Below are 18,067 nucleotides of genomic sequence, written 5' to 3'. Positions count from 1 at the left end.
ATAACCTTATTGCTTAGCAACTAAATCGGCAGGGTTAGCAGTGAGTGTAAATGCCACACCTTGGGTATTAATTGTCACTTTATTAGGTGATATTGGCATGCCAGGCCCTACGCGAGCAGGGCCATTTACGGCAATCACATCACCCTGTTCAAGGCCTGAGGTAATGGCACGCAATGCGCCATAGCGCTCGCCTACTGTAACCAATTTATATTGCAGTACATTATTTTCGCCTACAGTTAACACAAAGCGGTTTTTTAAGTCAGTACCAATGGCTCTATCTGGAATAATAATGGTTTCGCGTATTGCATTGGCAGCCAATTTAATCCGTGCAAAAGAGCCTGAGCGTAACTCGTTACTACGATCTTCAAATACAGCTCGAACGCGTAATGTGCCAGTAGAAGCATTAATTTGGTTATCTATAAAGTTGATGTGACCGTTGTAATTAAAATCATTCTGCCCAACTTTTTGCATAACAACAGGTTGTTTAGTCGCTGCAGTGACTTCATCAAATGCATTGTTCCAAGTACGTTCATCGACATCAAAGTAAGCATACATTTTGTCATTAGACACAATTGAAGTGAGCACGCTTTGCCCGGCAAGGACGTTGTTACCTTTAGTGATGTTTGCGCGAGAGATAATTCCATCAATAGGTGAAACCACAGAGGTAAACTCTAAATCAAGCTCAGCGGCTTTAAGCTGCGCTTTAAGTGCAGCAAGTTGTGCTTCACGCTGACGTAATGTTGAGGTACGTGCTTGCGCTTGCTCAGTAGAAATTGCTTTACGCTCAGTTAGACGCACTGCACGTGATGCTTCGCTTTTTGCTTGCTCAAGAGCCGCTTGTGCACTTTTAACCTGAGCTTGTAAACTAGCTACCGTGGCTGAAAATGAACGATCATCAAGGCGAAATAACACATCACCTTGTTTAACAGCATCCCCTTCTTTAAATTCAATTTGCTCAATAATGCCTGATACGCGCGGCATTAATGCCACTTTTTGCGGTGACTCTAAGCGCGTTGTATAGGTATGCCAACTTTGCACAGGCTTAACCAGGACTTGGGCTACATCAATAGCTTGATATTGTTGTGCGGGTGCTGATTGCGCTGTGCTTTCCTCAGCACAACCGGTCAGAGTAATTAATGCAACAGATAAGGCTGTAGCAACTAAGTGTTTGTTCATAACGACGCTCCTGTTAATTAGGCGATACATAATACGGAACATACTTGTTGACAAAAACAATAGATTTTTAAATTCATTAGTGCCAAAATGGCATCAAAGTGACGCAATGGTGCAATAATGGATACAACAAGCCGACTCTTAATGCTGCTTGAAGTGGTTGAGCAGGGATCATTTGCTAAAGCTGCTGAAATACGCAACATTGATCGTTCCGTGATCTCTAAACAAATTAGTCGTTTAGAAGATGAGCTTGGCGTGAGGCTATTAAATCGAACCACCCGTTCGTTTTCACTTACCGCAGCAGGCGCTGAAATGATAAAAAAAGCGGACGAGTTGCGAAGCCTACTCGGCGATACCCTGCGTATGGCAGAGAATTATCACTTAGAACCTCGTGGCGTATTAAAAATTACCTCATCGACTTTAATTGGTCGGCGTTATTTACAACCAGTGATTAATGATTTCCAAAAGCGCTTTCCGCAAGTGGAAGTAGAACTTCGTTTAGATGATCGGCTTGTCGATATTGTCTCAGAAGGATTTGATTTGGCATTTAGAGTGGGAGAGCCAAAAGACTCCTCTTTAATTGCTCGAAAAATTGCGCGTAATCGTTTATTGCTTTTAGCTTCACCTGCATTTATTGAAACCTATGGTATGCCAACAAACATAACTGATTTGGCACAATTACCCGCCGCTAGTTACGCAAGCAGTTCCCTGCGTGTTGATGGGGTAAGTTATTACAACCACCTTGGTGAACAATGTGAACAAAAAATTAAAAGTGTATTTAGAGCCAATGATGCCGAAGCACTATTAATGAAAACACTCTCAGGGACCACTTACTTTTTAGCCCCCGCGTTCATCTTAGATAAAGAACTGATTGATGGACAACTGGTGCCTTTATTAACGGATCTTAAATTAATGGAGCACAGTGCCATGTATGCGGTATACCCACATCGTGATTTACCGGTAAGAACGCGGTTATTTTTTGATGCCGTGCGCGAGTATATTGGTAAAGATAAACCAATTTGGGAAAACAGTATTCCTGACTTTGATCAAATGTATTAAATCATCAAATTTAAGTCAGCGCTAAAATATCAGTACAGACCTCGTTACGGCCAGTTTCTTTGGCTTTATAAAGTTGTTTATCAGCCAAGTCTATTAATTCGCTAAGGCTCTGCTGTTGGTATTGCACAACACCTACACTGGCAGTTAATTTAATGGTTTCACCATTGGCGACGATTTGCTTGTTTTGTATTGCGAGTCTTAATTTTTCAGCCATAGCCAAAGCTGCTTGCGGGCTATCAAAGTTGCTCATTAGTGAAAACTCTTCACCCCCCACTCTAAACACATATCCTTTAGCAAAAGTGACGCGAAGTAGTGTTGCTAGCTCAACCAATACTTTATCACCAACCTCGTGCCCATACTGATCATTGATTTGTTTAAAGTAGTCTAAATCAAGTAAAAACAAGTAGAGTTGCGACTTATCTCTGAGCTCTACTTCAAAATAGTGATTCATTGATAAACGATTACCAGCACCGGTCAGAGGATCAAGTAAGGCTAAGTTTTTCAAACGTTTTGAAAAGTCGGCTCTGTTACCTTCAAAAACATGCGAAATAGCCCATAAGCTTATGTATACAAATAATAAATTAAGCCCTAGGTTAATAGCTGCAAACGATGAATATGGTAGCTTTTGAGATAATACCAGCAGCTGTAGACCAAGTAATGCCGCAGACAAAAATAACCCGTAACGCCTGCCAAGTAGCAAGTAATAAAGAATAGGTAAAATAAATGTCCATAAAAACAGGCCGTTTTCAAGGGGGGCTAAGTAAGTGCCGCATAACACAATTACAGAGATAGTTAAGCACATGGTAATGGCATGCCAGCTTTTTGGATAGTGCTTTTGTGAGTGCTTAAAGATATACAAACATAACACGGAAAAGGCAATTTCGAGGCCACCAACAAGGTGTAAATTATTTACCGATAAATTAAAACCGGCAAACACCAACGACAAAAAACCAAAGCAAATGCACATCCACTTAAGAACGTGCTTGCGTAGTGTTTTTGTACTATTTAATGCAGCTATATCCATGGATAACTTAAAATATTTTTGATGGTTTATATTAACTCTGAAATGCAAAAATCACAATTTTCAGCTTAAATAAGCCCGCAAAAATAAGCTAAAAGAATTAGAAAAAAACAATCACTCCGTAAGCAGCTCATTAACAGTACCCACTAAATCAGCAAATTCCTCATCAACATGCGCTAACTGTTGAGTACTCAGCGTTTTATTTAACTTAAGTAGTAGCTGCGCATAGGCTTTCAAATTTTGCTCATTTAACTCAAGCAACTCATTACTCATATACTGCTCACGCTCTGTAATAATGGTGCGTAATTGCCGGGTAAATTCGGCCTCGCTAAGTGTTTGCTGGGTAAAAAGTGCTTCAAGTTCGGCTAAACGCGTTAGTTTATAGTCGTACCATAAATTACTGGTAGGGGTATGTGCGCTGTTGGCTTGTGATATCAGCGTTTGCTGCTCAGAAGTGAGTTTACCAAGCCATTGCTTGTAGTAATCTAGTTGTCTTTCTAAGCGTTGCTGCAGGTGCTCGTCTTTGGTTAATGAGGTGTGCTCTTGGATTTCCTCATTAATTTTCTCGCGTATGTTTTCTACCATTTCATTACGTTGTGATGGAGTTAACGTCATGGCTAACTCAATTAAAGGATCACTGGTATGCAGTAGCAAGTTTCGCCAATGCTGCTTAACTTGGGTTATTTTTTCCATCAACTGCGCAGTATCGGCTTCATTATTTAGCAATTGCCTTAAGTCGAGTAAATCGGCTTTATATTTTGGTAATTCAACTTCACGATGCCAATCACGGGTGTCGTTAATAATCGCTTTTAACTGCTTAGATTGGCTTTTGTTAAGATCCACGTAATCATCAACCCAAAATGACGATAACCAGCCAAGGTTGTTATAAGCAAATGAGGTTGAACAGCTGGCAATAAATAACAAACTTAGTATGAAAACAAGTTTGCTTAGTTTTATCTTTTTAAATCTATTAAACATGAACAGACCCCAATGTATGATGATTTAGTTGCAACATATCATCATAAATAATTATGTAAGCTATTGCTCGCCTTTTATTTTTTTTCATTTTTCTATAAACTCGCTAGCTAACAAATTTGATATTATAGCTATATACCTAAATTAGCATTTTTTGAGCTATAGTTAAGGCAACTTGTTAATACGTTTGTATATCTAGGTTATAAACGTTGGCGTTATTAATTTAGCTCATAATCATTTACCTTCTCGAGTAAAAAGTAAATAATTAATCATTATGATGCTTACTCACAACGATAACTAATTTGGAGACATGCTTATGTCACAGTCTAATTTAAAAGCAATATTCTTTGCGGGCATTATACTTGCTACACCTTATGCTTATGCTGGGCTTGAAGAAGGTAAAATAGCTGCAAATGCAGGTCAATTTGAGGAAGCATTAAAAGAGTTTAATTACCTTGCTGACAAAGGCTATGCCCCTGGTATTTACGAATTAGGAAAGCTATACGAAGGCGGCCATGGGGTAACTCGCGACTACTACAAAGCAGCCGATCTTTACCAACAAGCAGTTAAAAAAAATCACGTCGACTCGATGTTTGCACTTGCGGTATTGTATGACGAAGGTAACGGCGTAAAATTAGACAAACAAATGGCAATTAGCTTATTTGAGAAAGCAGCCAATAAAAACCTTCCTGCGGCACAATATAACTTAGGTGTTATGTACGCTAATGGCGATGGTGTCAGCCAAGACTACAAAACTGCCAGAAGCTGGTATGAAAAAGCCGCTGCTAATAATTACACCCTTGCACAATTTAATTTAGCACTCATATATTTTGAAGGTTTAGGTGTGCCAAAAAACCTTGAAATGTCGTATGTGTGGAATACCATTGCTGAATACAACGGTAATATGCAAGCCAGTCACAGCCGTAAGCTTGATGAAAGATCCATGCTACCTAAAGAAGTCGCTGAGGCTAAAGAAAAAGCCGATGCTATTTATAACAAAATTTTAGCGGGAACGTATGCTGGCGAAGGGCGAATGTTTTAAGCAAATAGAATAACAAAAAAAGCTGAATGAGGTGATTCATTCAGCTTTTTTTGTTTTAGGCGCTGCAAGTTATTTATTTCACATAAAGCCATTTTAATACTTTGATCAGTAATTTATTTTGTTTGAGTAACAAACCTATACGTGGGTTAATTGAGCCTGATACTAAAGTGTTTCTTGCGTGGCTAAAGGTTAAAAAGCCTTCTTTGCCATGATAATGTCCCATACCTGAATGACCTACCCCACCAAACGGCACATCATCTGCAGCTACTTGTATTAGGGTGTCGTTAACTGCAACGGTTCCGCTAATTGTCTGGCTCATTATGTAGGCCTGTGCTTGCTTATCTTGACCTAGTATATACAGCGCTAATGGATGATGGCGTAAGCGAATATAATTGAGCGCATCATCTAATTTGTCATAACTCATAATCGGTAAAATAGGCCCAAATAACTCTTCTTGCATTAATTGCATCTCGTCAGTGACGTGCGTCACAATATGTAGGCCCATCCGATGCTTATCAGCATCTTGTTGATTTTGCTCAAGCGGTTTCGTTATTTTAGCGCCTTGTTGTTGCGCTTGCTCTAAATAACCCAGCAGACGTTGATAGTGCTCAGGACTAATAATAGAGGTCAGGTTTTTACCTTCAACACCTTGTTTAAAATGCTTTTTATAAAGTGTGCACACAGCTTTAATAAACTGATGTTCTAATGCTTTAGGCACAAATACGTAGTCAGGTGCCACACATATTTGCCCTGCATTGGCCATTTTTCCAAATAACAAAGCACGAGCCGCTTTATTAACGTCTGCTTTTTCTAACACAATAACTGGCGATTTTCCGCCAAGCTCTAAGGTTACCGGGGTTAAATTTTTACTCGCTGCGCCCATTACCAACTTACCAACCGCTGTTGAGCCAGTAAATAATAAGTGTGCAAAAGGTAATGATGAAAATTCGCTCGCCACTTCACTACCCCCCTGAATGATTGTGCAGTGTTGGCTTAATTCACCGGCGAATACTTTTTCAAGTACCGCATTGGTGTTAGGCGTAAATTCGCTGAGCTTTAGCATCACCTTATTACCCGCGGCAATAGCAGTAATAACAGGCACAATAGCTAATTGAATAGGATAATTCCACGGTGCAATCACACCTACCACGCCAATCGGCTGATAGGTTACACTTACTTTTGAGGGCCATAAGCTCAACCCCGCACTGCGATGACTAGGCTTAGACCAGCGAGGGAGCTTTTTAATAATATGTGCAAGCCCTTGCATGGTGGGCAGAATATCCCCCACTAAAGTGTCAAATGCAGTTCGATAACCAAAATCTTTGGATACCGCTGCAATTAAGTCTTGCTCTAGCGTTACAATGTTAGCCCGTACGTGCTTAAGTAAAGCAAGGCGTTGCTCAATGGGTAAATAAGGGGTGTCTTGAAAAGAGTGCTTTAGTTCATTAAATTGTGAACGCAAAGACCCTGTAGATAATGTGTCAGTGATCAAAATAGGCTACTCGATTTATAACGTTTTCAAGACTATAACCTTGTTCTGTTACACGAGCAATAAAGAGTGATTTTGCAGCGCAATGAAAAACGTTGCAAAAACACTCAAAAAGGTTGGTTGGAACTCATACCGATGCACAGCTTTTGTGTGCATCGGTTATCTGTTTTTTTAGTTAATTGTGGGGGCTATTAAAAACCAAACACCTGAGCTGCAATAGTCATTGTCACTAACGTGATTAAGACAATCGCAACAATATTTAACACAAAGCCAGCACGGATCATGTCTTTCATTTTAATTTCACCCGAGCCAAACACAATCGCATTGGGTGGTGTGGCTACTGGCATCATAAACGCACAACTACACGCAATCGCAGCTGGAATAACCCACACTAACGGACTGCCAGTTATTGACTCAGCAACTGGGCCTAGTAAGGGTAAAAAGCCTGCGGCTGTTGCCGTATTACTGGTAATTTCCGTTAAGAAAGTAATGAGTGCCACCACCACAAGAATGCTCATAACTAAAGGAATTGCACTGGCACCCTCAATCATGTTGGCAATGTAATCGGCTAATCCTGATGATTTAATTTGCGAGGCTAGCGTCAAGCCCCCCCCAAATAAAAGCAGCACACCCCAAGGTACTTTGGCTGCACTTTCCCAATCTAAAATTCGCTCATCACTGCCTTTATTAGCAGGTAGTACAAATAAAAGTAATGCGGCTGCAATAGCAATACCCGTATCTGAAATTTTAAGGCCGGTTACATCGCCTAGTAATGGTCTAAATATCCAACAAATAGCTGCAAACGCAAATACAAACAACACGCCCTTTTCAGCACGTAGCATTTCACCTAATTCTTTTAGCTGCGAAGAGAATACCGCTTTAGTATCAATTCGCTTGTTTGCTTGTACATTCGCATCAACTTTGTAGGTAAATTTAGTTAGCCAAATCCAGCTGATGATTAACATGCCAAGTGCTAATGGCACACCAACTATCATCCACTGGGCAAAGCCAATTTCAATCTGGTAGCTATCTGATAGGTATGCAGCCATTAATGCATTCGGAGGAGTACCAATTAAAGTAGCAATACCACCAATACTCGCACCATAAGCAATAGATAGTAAAAGTGCTTTACCAAACCCCTCATTACTAGGATCTGAGCTTTTAACTAAATGAGTGATAGATAAGGCAATAGGCAACATCATTACTGCGGTAGCGGTATTAGACATCCACATTGATAAAAATGCAGTCACTAACATCATGGCTAAAATTTGTAAGCTTGGTTTTTTACCTGCATAAAGCATAGTTCTTAATGCAATACGCTTGTGTAACCCCCAACGCTCCATAGCAATTGATATTAAAAAACCGCCTAAAAATAAAAAGATCAATGGATGCGCATAAGGAGCTGCAACACTTTTTATAGCCGCTATATCTACAATAGGCGAAATCACTAAAGGAAGTAATGCGGTAGCAGGAATGGGCACAACTTCACTTACCCACCACGACGCCATCCAAAATGCTAAGCCTGCAGTTTTAAAAGCAGCAACCGACATTCCTACTGGCGGCTCAACTAAGCAGGTCAGTAACATTACACATGGACCAAGTAACAACAACAGCCATTGCATAAACGGCTTTTTATTGGCGTTATTTTCTAAAATACGTTTTGTCATATTAACAGCCTTTAAAATTTATATTTAAGACCAAGTGCAACACTGTTATCAGCATTTTCTTCTAGGTCGAGGTCAGTGTACAAAAGGTAAGCCGTGGTTTGCTTGTCAAAGATGTAGTCTACACCAGTAGTCCACTGAGTAGCGTCTGATGCTTGGCGCAATTTTGAATCATCTTTTGCAAATTGTACTTTAGGAACCCATTTATCGAGCTTGTAGCTTGCGCTTAACACGTATCCATTCCCTGACTTACTTCCATCAATTGATTCTGAATGTTGGTATAACGCACCTAATTTTAGCTTTTCAAATTTATACACGCCTGCAACACGGCTTGCTTTAATATTATTAAGCGAGTCAACATGGCTAATTGAAATAGAGTAAGGTGTTTTATTTAAACTACGGTCACCATAAATCAGGGTTGCCGCAAATCCAGCTTCATTATCTTTGTTGTCATCTTTTGGCGCATAGGTAAATGAAAACTGTGCATTGTGCCAGTACTTAGAGGTATAGGTAATGGTGTCGCCTAAGCGGTCTTGTCCGGCAATAACTTGTGAAATATCAGCTTGGGTTTCGTTAAAGTTATCAAGCTTGCCTTCAGAGTATTTAAAACGCGTATCGTTTCGCCCTACGACTACTTCACCAAACGCCCCTTTTAGACCAAGGTAAGTATTACGTGCTGCAAAAGGCTCATTGGTATCATTATGTTCAAAGCCTTTTACTTGAACCTCGTATTTAAATACCGCAGTAAAATACTCATTTAATTTATGGTCCCCTTTAATACCAATACGCGAGAAAGGGGCATCAATTTGTGTGCCTTCATCAGCGTAACGCATTATGCCAGTATCGGTGTTGGCAATTTGTACTTCGGCTTTACCGTACACAGTGTAATCTGCAGCAAACGCTGTTACAGGTAGTGTGGCAGCACTGCATAACGCAGCAAGTACTGAGCCTTGGAATAGATTATTTTTCATTATGTATCCTAATTGTGTGATGTTACTTGTTGTCTACAACTGTAGAGCAAGAACATGACCAACTAGATAATAACAATAAATTTCAGTGACTTAAAAAATAAAACCATGATAAAAAGCTTTGAAATGTGCGGATTTCCACACACTTTAAATACCTACTATCACCATTTCCACCCACTAATCGGTAAACATATCTCGATTAAGGTTATATTTACTCATTTTATCGTAGAGGGTTTTGCGCGCGATTTGCAACGTTGCCATGGTGTCTTTAATACTGCCATGATTAAGCTCTAAGGCTTCTTCAATTAAAGACTGTTCATAAAAGCTGACCTTTTCTGCAAGGCTTAAGTCCAATGATAACGACGAGCCACTACTGCTTGAGTCACTTTGTGCAAAAGCCAGATCGGGGCCAAGTAACACCGCTCGTTCAGCTTGATTTCTTAATTCACGAACATTACCTGGCCAATCATGCGCAAGTAGGCGCTGTTGTAACTCAATATTAAGCGCACCTAAAGGTTTATGAAAACGAGTGGCCGCAATAGAGCTAAAGTGCTTAAACAATAAAGGAATATCGGCTTTTCTATCTCTTAATGCGGGAATACTGACTTTAACTAAACTCAATCGATAATATAAATCGGCTCTAAACTCACCTTTTTCTACCAACGAAAGTAAATCGACCTTGGTGGCCGCAACAATACGAATATCAAGGTCAATGGCTTTATTTGCCCCCACAGGGGTAACTTTTCGCTCTTCAAGCACCCGTAGTAATTTAACTTGTAGCGACAAGGGAGTGCTTTCAATTTCATCTAAAAAAACCGTGCCGCCTTGTGCAAACTCAAACTTGCCTTTGCGATCTTGTGTCGCGCCGGTATATGCACCACTAACAGCACCAAACAATTCACTTTCTATTAGTTGCTCAGGCACCGCGCCACAGTTAATAGCCACAAACTGACAGCTTGAACGGTTACTATGATCATGTAAGTAACGGGCAACCAACTCTTTACCTGTTCCAGTTTCACCTTCAATTAATACATCTGCGGGTGTATCAATCACTGTGTTGAGTAAGTTCATCATGTGCTGCATTTTAAGGGTCTCGCCTAAAATGCGCACACCGGGCGCAGAGGTCTTTTCAACCGCACGCTTCAGAGCTCTGTTTTCCATAACTAAAGCACGTTTGTCTGAGGCCCTAGCAATGCAATCTAATAAATTTTCGTTCAGGGGTTTTTCAAATAGATCATAAGCACCTAATTGCATTGCTCTAACCGCTACAGAAACATCGGCATAACCTGTTAAAAATATTACCGGAAGTTCACTGTCGAATGCTTTTACCTGCTCAATAAAAGTTAAACCATCCATAGTTGGCATATTTATATCACTGAGGACAACGCCATAAAAATTGCGACTTAAACGGCTTAAAGCAATACTCGCATCACTAAAGCACTGCACCTCATACCCTTCGAGGGTTAAAAGCTGATTTAACGAATCACGGATCATCGCCTCATCATCAATAACAACCACTTGCTTACAAACAACGGCTTCAATCATTTTTTGGGGCCTCTATGCTTGATAAACTAATAATAAACTGTGCACCGCCTTGAGGACGATTGTGCGCCGTTAAGTAACCATTAAATGAATCAATAATTTGCTTTGATATTGATAAGCCCAGCCCTAAACCATTACTTGACTTGGTACTGTAAAAGGGTTCAAAAATAGATCCCAGCACATGGTGTTCAATACCTGGACCACTATCTAAAATAGAAAGCTTAACGCGCTCCTCAAAACACTCAACATCGAAACTAAGCTCTCGTTTAGGCTCACCTTTCATTGCTTGTGACGCATTGGTGATCACATTAACCAGTACTTGTTCAAATTTTAATGCATCAACCCACACGGTGATCTCTTGCGAAAACTGCGGAGCACTGACGTTAACATCGTCTTGTTTAAGTTGCGGGTGGGTGATCATCAACGCATTGTTTAATAACGCCGACAGTGGATGTGGTCGCAATTGCATTGTCGCCGGCTTACTAAAGTGTTTAAGCTGCGCCACTATTTTATGCACCCGCTCTACCAAATTCTCAATAATAATTAAATTTTCACTTAATGCATTGAGTTTCCCTTTTTTGAGGAAAATTTTAGCGCTTGCCAAATAAGTGTTGATGGCGCTCAGTGGCTGGTTAATTTCATGATTAATACCCGCACTTAGTTGCCCTATTGTGGCTAATTTTGCCGACTGTACTAGTGCAGTTTGCGCTTTTTCAAGCGCTTGAGTGCGCTCTAATACTTCAAGTTCTAAACTATGACGCGAGTACAGTAATTTTTTATATCCGGCAAAGCGTGCCAATAAGCTATATCCGACAAAAATAAATACCCAATAAAACAACACCAGCCATAACAATCTGGGCACCTGTAATGCATTTACGCTTGAAATATCAACCAATACCGTCATCGTTGCATTTAGGTGTGTCAGTGGTCTTGAAGCGGCAACATATTCATCTTTAGCAATTTTAAATTGCTCAATGCCCTGACTTTTGTAGCGCTGCTGCTTTATTTGTAACGGTTGATGATCTAAGTAAGCACGGCGCTGTTTAATATCGCGACGTGTAGTAATATCAAGCTCTGTAAACGTGTTTAAACGCCATGCTGGCTCATCTGACATAGCAATAATTTTATCCGCAAGCTGCAAATAAAAATGACTGCCTTTTGAAGTATTTAATAACGAACGATCGTTTTCAAATTTAGCGACATTAATTTTTAGTGCCACAACGCCAATGGCTTTGCCATCTTGGTAAATAGCCTGCGAGAAGTATATTCCGCGTTCTTTCGAGCGTTGTCCAAGAGCAAAGTAGGCGACCTTTTCTCCGGCAAAAGCTTGTTTAAAGTAAGGCCGAAATGCAAAGTTGCTGCCTAAAAACGTATAGTCGGTTTGCCAGTTGCTACTGGCAATAACGTCGCCATGAGTATCTAGTATATATACATCTGAGGCACCGCTGGCTTGTTGAATATCAGCCAAGTAATTATTAATTGCATTGAAGTGTTGTGATTCATTATTAGTAAAACGAATCAATAAATTATTTTCAGTAAGGAGCTGAGGAATAGCTGCAAAGCGCGCGAGTTCATTATCAATATAATTATTTAATTGAATGACCTGTTGGTCAGCTTGAATTTTAGCTTGGCCTAAATCATAAGCACGGCCAAATGAAAATGTAACCAGTAATAACAGCACTAACAGAATACAAGCAAAAATAATTTTTTTAGGGATGGAGAACATAAACGCCTATGACACCAAGGTGCCAATAATAAGTAATAGCCACTATTGTATCGATTTATAGGTCTTTGCAGAAGAAACTTTTTGTTAACAAGTGTATTAAAACTAAAAAACCGTGAAACTAAAAATATTTCACGGTTTAATTCCCTGCAAGGGGATGCTGTTTTAGCTTAATCTACGCTTTTGCAAGCGCTGGCTTGTCTTTGAAGTACTTATACAAACCAATTAATGAGGCTGCGATCCAGAATATTTCAATTACAAAACTCGCTAAGTTAAAGTTATAGCAAAGACTAATAAGTAACAAAATAGCGCCACTTAAATTCATTAAATTATACGTCAAACTTTTTGGCGATACTTTATTAAGTTGCAGTAAAAAAAACGAACCAACCACTAAAAAAGTGCCACTCATACCAACAATATCAAATAAAAGTGCAATCACACGTCTATCCTTTTCCATTTTAAAACCCAACTGACTGGCCCAATCCATGGGGAGGGTTTTTTTCAATCATTGAAACAGCAAAACCAGCGAAGTTTACCAGTGAAAAAAAAGCAAACAAGGGCTTATGTCCGCCTCTTGATAGTTTGGGATAAATAGCTACTTTATTTAAAAGTGACTTTACCACCTATCATTTTATAAGCTGCAGCCCCTCTTATAGTCGCTGGGCGAGCAAAAGGCCGCTCACAGCCTGGACATACGCATTCAGTATGGGTGTGATCTTGGGTTATTCTTTCTATAAAGCATTTTACTAAAGCACCTTTCCCCCCTTTACGGTATTTGAATAACGGTGCCTTACACGCAGAACAAAATATATCGACCGTTTTTGTAGGCCCTTTTTTATTGGGCTTAGCCATACTTCCTCAATCATTACTTTTTGATTAGTTAATAGCATATGCTATCACATGATAGAAAAGAAATTGATGGGCGTAGGAATTAATAATCAGAGTTATGTTTATTAAGTAATTAGATTAAAAATATTGTGCGATTAAACTTTATTAGCTAAACGTGTTAATTGAGCTGACAGCACATTCATACTAAAGGGCTTTATAATAAACCCTGATACCTTTGCATTAATTATCTTTTTTACAGTCTCAGAGCTGTCTTCACAAGTCACCATAAGTACGGGGAGCTGAGCATGCTCAGTATCCTTTCTAATAGCATCAAGTAGGGTAAGGCCATCCATTTTTGGCATATGTAGATCTGTTATAACCAAATCTATAAGTTGATTTTTAAGTATAGTTAACGCTTGCAGACCATCGGTTGCTTCAACAATGTCTTTATAATCTAACTGCCTCAACATATTAATGAGCACATGACGCATTAATGGCATGTCATCAACAACTAATATTCTCATACGAATGATTAACCAAAGTAGGTACAAACAAATCTTCATTAAAATGAATTAACAAAAACTGCTATAGGTAGTATTTACATTAGTTAACTAAAGCTGTTGAAGCAAATAATCAGTTTTATTTACACGACGCAAGTTTGATAATTAAGTCAGCATTAGAAATTACCAAACGAAGCTTGAATAAGCTCAGCTAAGCATGCTGGGCTGAGTGTAATTTCAAGTCCTCGCTTACCTGCGCTCACATAAATAGTATCAAAGTCTAATGCGCTTGAGTGTATGTAGGTCTTTAAGCGCTTTTTTTGTCCAAGAGGACTAACGCCTCCCAAAATATATCCTGTACTTGCCTGTACTTTTTGCGGCTCTGCCAGCATTACTTTTTTTACTGCGCAGAGCTTAGCCAATTGCTTTAAATTAACCTGCTGAGTAACTGGCGTCACAGCAACAATTAGTTGTTGTTCTGAGGTTTCTAACACCAGCGTTTTAAATACTTGAGCGCTATTAAGATTTAGCTTTTCAACTGCTTCAAGGCCGTAATTAGTATTGTTTACATCGTGCTCATAGCTGAGTATATCAAATTTAATTCGGGATTTTTTTAGCTGTTCAATTGCAGGGGTCATCTGATATTGTCCTTAATAAATTTCTGATAACTTACCATATTAAACAAAAAAACGGCGCTTAAAAAAGCGCCGTTTTTACCTAAGTTCTGTTAACCCTAATAATTACTTAGTCAGGTCATCAAAAAACTTTTTAACACCATCAAAAAAGCCTTGCTCTTTTGGACGGTTTTTTGAGCTATCTTTGCCCATGCTTTCTTCAAGTTCAGTAAGCAGGTCGCGTTGACGCTCGTTAAGATTCACAGGTGTCTCAATCACCACTTTACAAATTAAGTCACCTTGAGCACCACTACGTACAGACTTAACACCTTTACCACGCATACGGAACATTTTGCCCGTTTGTGTTTCTGAAGGTATTTTAAGTTTCGCACGGCCATCTAATGTTGGCACTTCAATTTCACCGCCAAGGCCTGCTGTAGTAAAGCTAATAGGCACTTCACAGTATAAGTTGTTCGCTTCACGAACAAATATCTTATGTTCACGAACCGACACTTGAACATACAAATCACCTGCTGGTGCGCCGTGCATACCAGCTTCACCTTCGCCAGATAAACGAATACGGTCACCTGTATCAACACCTGCTGGAATTTTTACCGATAGTGTTTTGGTTTTCTCTACACGGCCTTGGCCATGACATTTGTTACAAGGATCTGAAATAATTTGACCTTGTCCATGACATGTTGGACATGTTTGTTGTACGGCAAAAAAGCCTTGGCGCATTTGTACTTGGCCAGCACCATGACATGTTGTACATGTTTTTGGCTTAGAACCCGCTTTGGCACCGCTGCCATCACACGGGTCACAACTAACCCAAGTCGGTACTTTAATTTCAACGTCTTTACCACGAACCGCTTCTTCTAAGCTTAAATCCATGTTGTAACGTAAATCTGAACCACGCTGCTGGCGAGATTGGCGTCGGCCACCGCCGCCTCCAAAAATATCACCGAATACATCACCAAAAATATCACCAAAATCACCTTGGCCGCCGCCAAAGCCACCGTGACCACCGCCACCGCCTTGTTCGAAGGCAGCATGGCCGTATTGGTCATACATTTGACGCTTTTGCGAATCTGTTAGTATTTCGTAAGCTTCCTTTACTTCCTTAAACTTGGTTTCAAGGTCTTTATCACCGGCGGTACGATCTGGATGATATTTCATCGCTAAGCGTTTATACGCTTTTTTTATGTCTCGCTCACTCGCATCTTTGCTTACGCCGAGGACTTCGTAATAATCGCGTTTTGACATATCTATCACACTACTCTTTTCTATGTGCAGCGCTAGCTGCTGGACAAACCGATAAATCATATCGATTTATCATTGAATTTTTAAAGCACTTTACTTACATCTCTTACATACAAAAGGCGCGTTAAGCTTTAGCCTACGCGCCTCAGGTGTTCATCCTAACTTAAACACACAATGTAGTCGTAGTGTTTTCGGTTAGCGAGAAGCGTTAGTAACAATTACTTGTCGTCTTTAACTTCTTCGAACTCTGCATCAACAACATCGTCGTCTTGCTTAGCAGACTGTTGTTGCTCTGCACCGGCATCACCACCTGCTTGTTGTGCTTTAGCTTGGGCAATTTCCATTAGTTTTTGAGACTTTTCAGCAAGCGCTTGTGTTTTAGCTTCAATTTCTGCTTTGTCGTCGCTCTTAATAGCACCTTCAAGGTCAACAACAGCCGCTTCAATTGCTTCTTTGTCTTCGCTTGGTAGTGCATCACCCGCTTCTTCAATTTGTTTACGTGTACCGTGAACAAGTGCGTCAGCTTGGTTACGTGCAGCTACTAACTCTTCAAACTTTTTATCGTCTTCAGCATGTGCTTCTGCATCGCGAACCATCTTTTCAACTTCTTCGTCACTTAGACCTGAAGACGCTTGAATGGTGATTTTTTGCTCTTTTCCTGTGTCTTTATCTTTAGCAGATACATGTAAGATACCATCCGCATCCACATCGAATGTTACTTCGATTTGTGGTGTACCACGTTGTGCTGGGCGAATACCTTCTAGGTTAAATTGACCTAGAGATTTGTTATCGCTTGAACGCTTACGCTCACCTTGTAGCACATGAATGGTTACCGCAGACTGGTTATCTTCTGCTGTTGAGAATGTTTGCGATTTCTTAGTAGGAATCGTGGTGTTTTTCTCAATCAGTGCCGTCATTACTGAACCCATAGTCTCAATACCTAGAGATAATGGTGATACGTCTAGTAATAGTACGTCTTTCACGTCGCCTGCAAGTACACCACCTTGAATCGCTGCACCTACTGCAACTGCTTCATCAGGGTTAACGTCTTTACGTGGCTCTTTACCGAAGAACTCCGCTACTGTTTTTTGAACAAGTGGCATACGTGTTTGACCACCTACAAGAATGATATCGTTGATATCGTTCACTGTTAGGTCTGCATCAGCCAGCGCGCGTTTAAGCGGTTCAATTGACTTAGTTATTAAATCTTCAACTAGTGACTCAAGCTTAGCACGTGTTAATTTCACGTTCATGTGCTTAGGACCTGACGCATCAGCGGTTACATACGGAAGGTTAACTTCTGTAGATTGTGCTGATGAAAGCTCAATTTTAGCTTTCTCAGCTGCTTCTTTAACACGTTGCATTGCAAGTGGATCATTGTGTAAGTCGATACCTTGATCTTTCTTGAATTCAGCTACTAAGTAGTTGATTACACGGTTATCGAAATCTTCACCACCTAAGTGAGTGTCACCGTTAGTCGCTAGAACTTCAAATGTGTGCTCACCTTCGACTTCATCAATTTCAATGATTGACAAGTCGAAAGTACCACCACCTAAGTCATATACTGCTACTACGTTTTCACCACGGTTTTTATCCATACCGTATGCAAGTGCTGCAGCCGTTGGCTCGTTGATAATACGTTTAACTTCAAGACCCGCAATACGGCCCGCATCTTTAGTTGCTTGACGTTGTGAATCGTTAAAGTATGCCGGTACTGTGATTACCGCTTCAGTTACTTCTTCACCTAAGAAGTCTTCAGCTGTTTTCTTCATTTTTTTCAGTACTTCAGCAGAAATTTGTGGTGCAGCGCGTTTTTCGCCGCCCGCTTCAACCCATGCGTCGCCATTATCAGCTTTGATAATTTTGAAAGGCATGATGCCGATATCACGTTGTACTTCTTCGTCTTCAAAACGACGACCAATTAAACGCTTAATTGCGAACAATGTGTTTGTTGGGTTAGTTACCGCTTGACGTTTTGCAGGTTGACCTACTAACGTTTCACCGTCTTGCGTGTAAGCAATAATAGACGGGGTTGTGCGATCGCCTTCCGCATTTTCAATAACACGTGCTTTATCACCATCAAGTACTGCAACACAAGAGTTAGTAGTACCTAAATCGATTCCAATAATTCTACCCATGAATCTTCTCCAACTTCTAAATTCGTTAATACGTTCGATGACTAGTTAATAGGGATGCCACAAACTTA

16 protein-coding genes are annotated in these 18,067 nt (G+C 40.1%); 2 read left to right on the top strand and 14 right to left on the bottom strand.

Annotation, left to right across the window (positions count from 1 at the left end; genetic code table 11):
• Positions 1–6: 6 nt before the first annotated feature.
• On the bottom strand, positions 7–1,176 hold the full coding sequence (locus BW139_RS11270) for an efflux RND transporter periplasmic adaptor subunit (RefSeq protein ID WP_076919721.1): 1,170 nt from the start codon (positions 1,174–1,176) through the stop codon (positions 7–9).
• A gap of 117 nt (positions 1,177–1,293) precedes the next feature.
• Here BW139_RS11270 and BW139_RS11265 point away from each other — a divergent pair, with 117 nt between their 5' ends.
• Positions 1,294–2,232 carry a LysR family transcriptional regulator gene (locus BW139_RS11265; RefSeq protein WP_076919720.1) on the top strand — a complete coding sequence of 313 codons (939 nt, stop codon included), beginning with the start codon at positions 1,294–1,296 and terminating at the stop codon, positions 2,230–2,232.
• 10 nt (positions 2,233–2,242) lie between these two features.
• Here BW139_RS11265 and BW139_RS11260 read toward each other — a convergent pair whose 3' ends face one another.
• Together BW139_RS11260 and BW139_RS11255 are read right to left on the bottom strand one after the other, a co-directional pair.
• Positions 2,243–3,256, bottom strand: coding sequence for a GGDEF domain-containing protein (locus BW139_RS11260; RefSeq protein ID WP_076919719.1), 1,014 nt, complete (start codon positions 3,254–3,256; stop codon positions 2,243–2,245).
• 111 nt (positions 3,257–3,367) lie between these two features.
• The gene (locus tag BW139_RS11255; RefSeq protein ID WP_076919718.1) at positions 3,368–4,231 is read right to left on the bottom strand and encodes a DUF6279 family lipoprotein; all 864 of its coding nucleotides are present in this window, start codon (positions 4,229–4,231) and stop codon (positions 3,368–3,370) included.
• Positions 4,232–4,544: 313 nt separating this feature from the next.
• Here BW139_RS11255 and BW139_RS11250 point away from each other — a divergent pair, with 313 nt between their 5' ends.
• Positions 4,545–5,270, top strand: a complete 726-nt coding sequence (locus tag BW139_RS11250; RefSeq protein ID WP_076919717.1) for a tetratricopeptide repeat protein — start codon at positions 4,545–4,547, stop codon at positions 5,268–5,270.
• Between the two features lie 73 nt (positions 5,271–5,343).
• Here BW139_RS11250 and BW139_RS11245 read toward each other — a convergent pair whose 3' ends face one another.
• The 11 genes from BW139_RS11245 to dnaK form a co-directional block, all read right to left on the bottom strand.
• On the bottom strand, positions 5,344–6,762 hold the full coding sequence (locus tag BW139_RS11245; protein WP_076919716.1) for a coniferyl aldehyde dehydrogenase: 1,419 nt from the start codon (positions 6,760–6,762) through the stop codon (positions 5,344–5,346).
• 188 nt (positions 6,763–6,950) lie between these two features.
• Positions 6,951–8,426 carry an SLC13 family permease gene (locus tag BW139_RS11240; RefSeq protein ID WP_076919715.1) on the bottom strand — a complete coding sequence of 492 codons (1,476 nt, stop codon included), beginning with the start codon at positions 8,424–8,426 and terminating at the stop codon, positions 6,951–6,953.
• Between the two features lie 11 nt (positions 8,427–8,437).
• Positions 8,438–9,394, bottom strand: a complete 957-nt coding sequence (locus BW139_RS11235) for a porin (RefSeq protein WP_076919714.1) — start codon at positions 9,392–9,394, stop codon at positions 8,438–8,440.
• A 174-nt stretch (positions 9,395–9,568) separates the two neighbouring features.
• Positions 9,569–10,936, bottom strand: coding sequence for a sigma-54 dependent transcriptional regulator (locus BW139_RS11230; protein ID WP_036954930.1), 1,368 nt, complete (start codon positions 10,934–10,936; stop codon positions 9,569–9,571).
• On the bottom strand, positions 10,929–12,659 hold the full coding sequence (locus BW139_RS11225) for an ATP-binding protein (protein ID WP_076919713.1): 1,731 nt from the start codon (positions 12,657–12,659) through the stop codon (positions 10,929–10,931). The genes BW139_RS11230 and BW139_RS11225 overlap by 8 nt, the downstream gene beginning before the upstream one ends.
• A gap of 172 nt (positions 12,660–12,831) precedes the next feature.
• Positions 12,832–13,095 carry a hypothetical protein gene (locus BW139_RS11220; RefSeq protein ID WP_010389010.1) on the bottom strand — a complete coding sequence of 88 codons (264 nt, stop codon included), beginning with the start codon at positions 13,093–13,095 and terminating at the stop codon, positions 12,832–12,834.
• A gap of 161 nt (positions 13,096–13,256) precedes the next feature.
• Positions 13,257–13,508 carry a hypothetical protein gene (locus BW139_RS11215; RefSeq protein ID WP_076919712.1) on the bottom strand — a complete coding sequence of 84 codons (252 nt, stop codon included), beginning with the start codon at positions 13,506–13,508 and terminating at the stop codon, positions 13,257–13,259.
• Between the two features lie 131 nt (positions 13,509–13,639).
• On the bottom strand, positions 13,640–14,008 hold the full coding sequence (locus BW139_RS11210; RefSeq protein ID WP_010389013.1) for a response regulator: 369 nt from the start codon (positions 14,006–14,008) through the stop codon (positions 13,640–13,642).
• A gap of 152 nt (positions 14,009–14,160) precedes the next feature.
• Positions 14,161–14,622, bottom strand: coding sequence for a Cys-tRNA(Pro) deacylase (gene ybaK / locus BW139_RS11205; RefSeq protein WP_076919711.1), 462 nt, complete (start codon positions 14,620–14,622; stop codon positions 14,161–14,163).
• Positions 14,623–14,724: 102 nt separating this feature from the next.
• Positions 14,725–15,864 carry a molecular chaperone DnaJ gene (gene dnaJ, locus BW139_RS11200; RefSeq protein ID WP_076919710.1) on the bottom strand — a complete coding sequence of 380 codons (1,140 nt, stop codon included), beginning with the start codon at positions 15,862–15,864 and terminating at the stop codon, positions 14,725–14,727.
• 215 nt (positions 15,865–16,079) lie between these two features.
• Positions 16,080–17,999, bottom strand: a complete 1,920-nt coding sequence (gene dnaK / locus BW139_RS11195; RefSeq protein ID WP_076919709.1) for a molecular chaperone DnaK — start codon at positions 17,997–17,999, stop codon at positions 16,080–16,082.
• Positions 18,000–18,067: the final 68 nt, after the last annotated feature.

It is taken from the genome of Pseudoalteromonas sp. SK18 (assembly GCF_001974855.1).
GTDB lineage: Bacteria > Pseudomonadota > Gammaproteobacteria > Enterobacterales > Alteromonadaceae > Pseudoalteromonas.
This window is presented reverse-complemented; position numbering and strand designations above follow the sequence as displayed.

What these genes read in the sequence shown, in the direction of transcription:
- BW139_RS11235 (WP_076919714.1), bottom strand. Translation starts at nt 9,394, where the DNA reads ATGAAAAATAATCTATTCCAAGGCTCAGTACTTGCTGCGTTATGCAGT.
- BW139_RS11240 (WP_076919715.1), bottom strand. Translation starts at nt 8,426, where the DNA reads ATGACAAAACGTATTTTAGAAAATAACGCCAATAAAAAGCCGTTTATG.
- BW139_RS11210 (WP_010389013.1), bottom strand. Translation starts at nt 14,008, where the DNA reads ATGAGAATATTAGTTGTTGATGACATGCCATTAATGCGTCATGTGCTC.
- dnaJ (WP_076919710.1), bottom strand. Translation starts at nt 15,864, where the DNA reads ATGTCAAAACGCGATTATTACGAAGTCCTCGGCGTAAGCAAAGATGCG.
- BW139_RS11260 (WP_076919719.1), bottom strand. Translation starts at nt 3,256, where the DNA reads ATGGATATAGCTGCATTAAATAGTACAAAAACACTACGCAAGCACGTT.
- BW139_RS11270 (WP_076919721.1), bottom strand. Translation starts at nt 1,176, where the DNA reads ATGAACAAACACTTAGTTGCTACAGCCTTATCTGTTGCATTAATTACT.
- BW139_RS11215 (WP_076919712.1), bottom strand. Translation starts at nt 13,508, where the DNA reads ATGGCTAAGCCCAATAAAAAAGGGCCTACAAAAACGGTCGATATATTT.
- BW139_RS11255 (WP_076919718.1), bottom strand. Translation starts at nt 4,231, where the DNA reads ATGTTTAATAGATTTAAAAAGATAAAACTAAGCAAACTTGTTTTCATA.
- ybaK (WP_076919711.1), bottom strand. Translation starts at nt 14,622, where the DNA reads ATGACCCCTGCAATTGAACAGCTAAAAAAATCCCGAATTAAATTTGAT.
- dnaK (WP_076919709.1), bottom strand. Translation starts at nt 17,999, where the DNA reads ATGGGTAGAATTATTGGAATCGATTTAGGTACTACTAACTCTTGTGTT.
- BW139_RS11265 (WP_076919720.1), top strand. Translation starts at nt 1,294, where the DNA reads ATGGATACAACAAGCCGACTCTTAATGCTGCTTGAAGTGGTTGAGCAG.
- BW139_RS11225 (WP_076919713.1), bottom strand. Translation starts at nt 12,659, where the DNA reads ATGTTCTCCATCCCTAAAAAAATTATTTTTGCTTGTATTCTGTTAGTG.
- BW139_RS11250 (WP_076919717.1), top strand. Translation starts at nt 4,545, where the DNA reads ATGTCACAGTCTAATTTAAAAGCAATATTCTTTGCGGGCATTATACTT.
- BW139_RS11230 (WP_036954930.1), bottom strand. Translation starts at nt 10,936, where the DNA reads ATGATTGAAGCCGTTGTTTGTAAGCAAGTGGTTGTTATTGATGATGAG.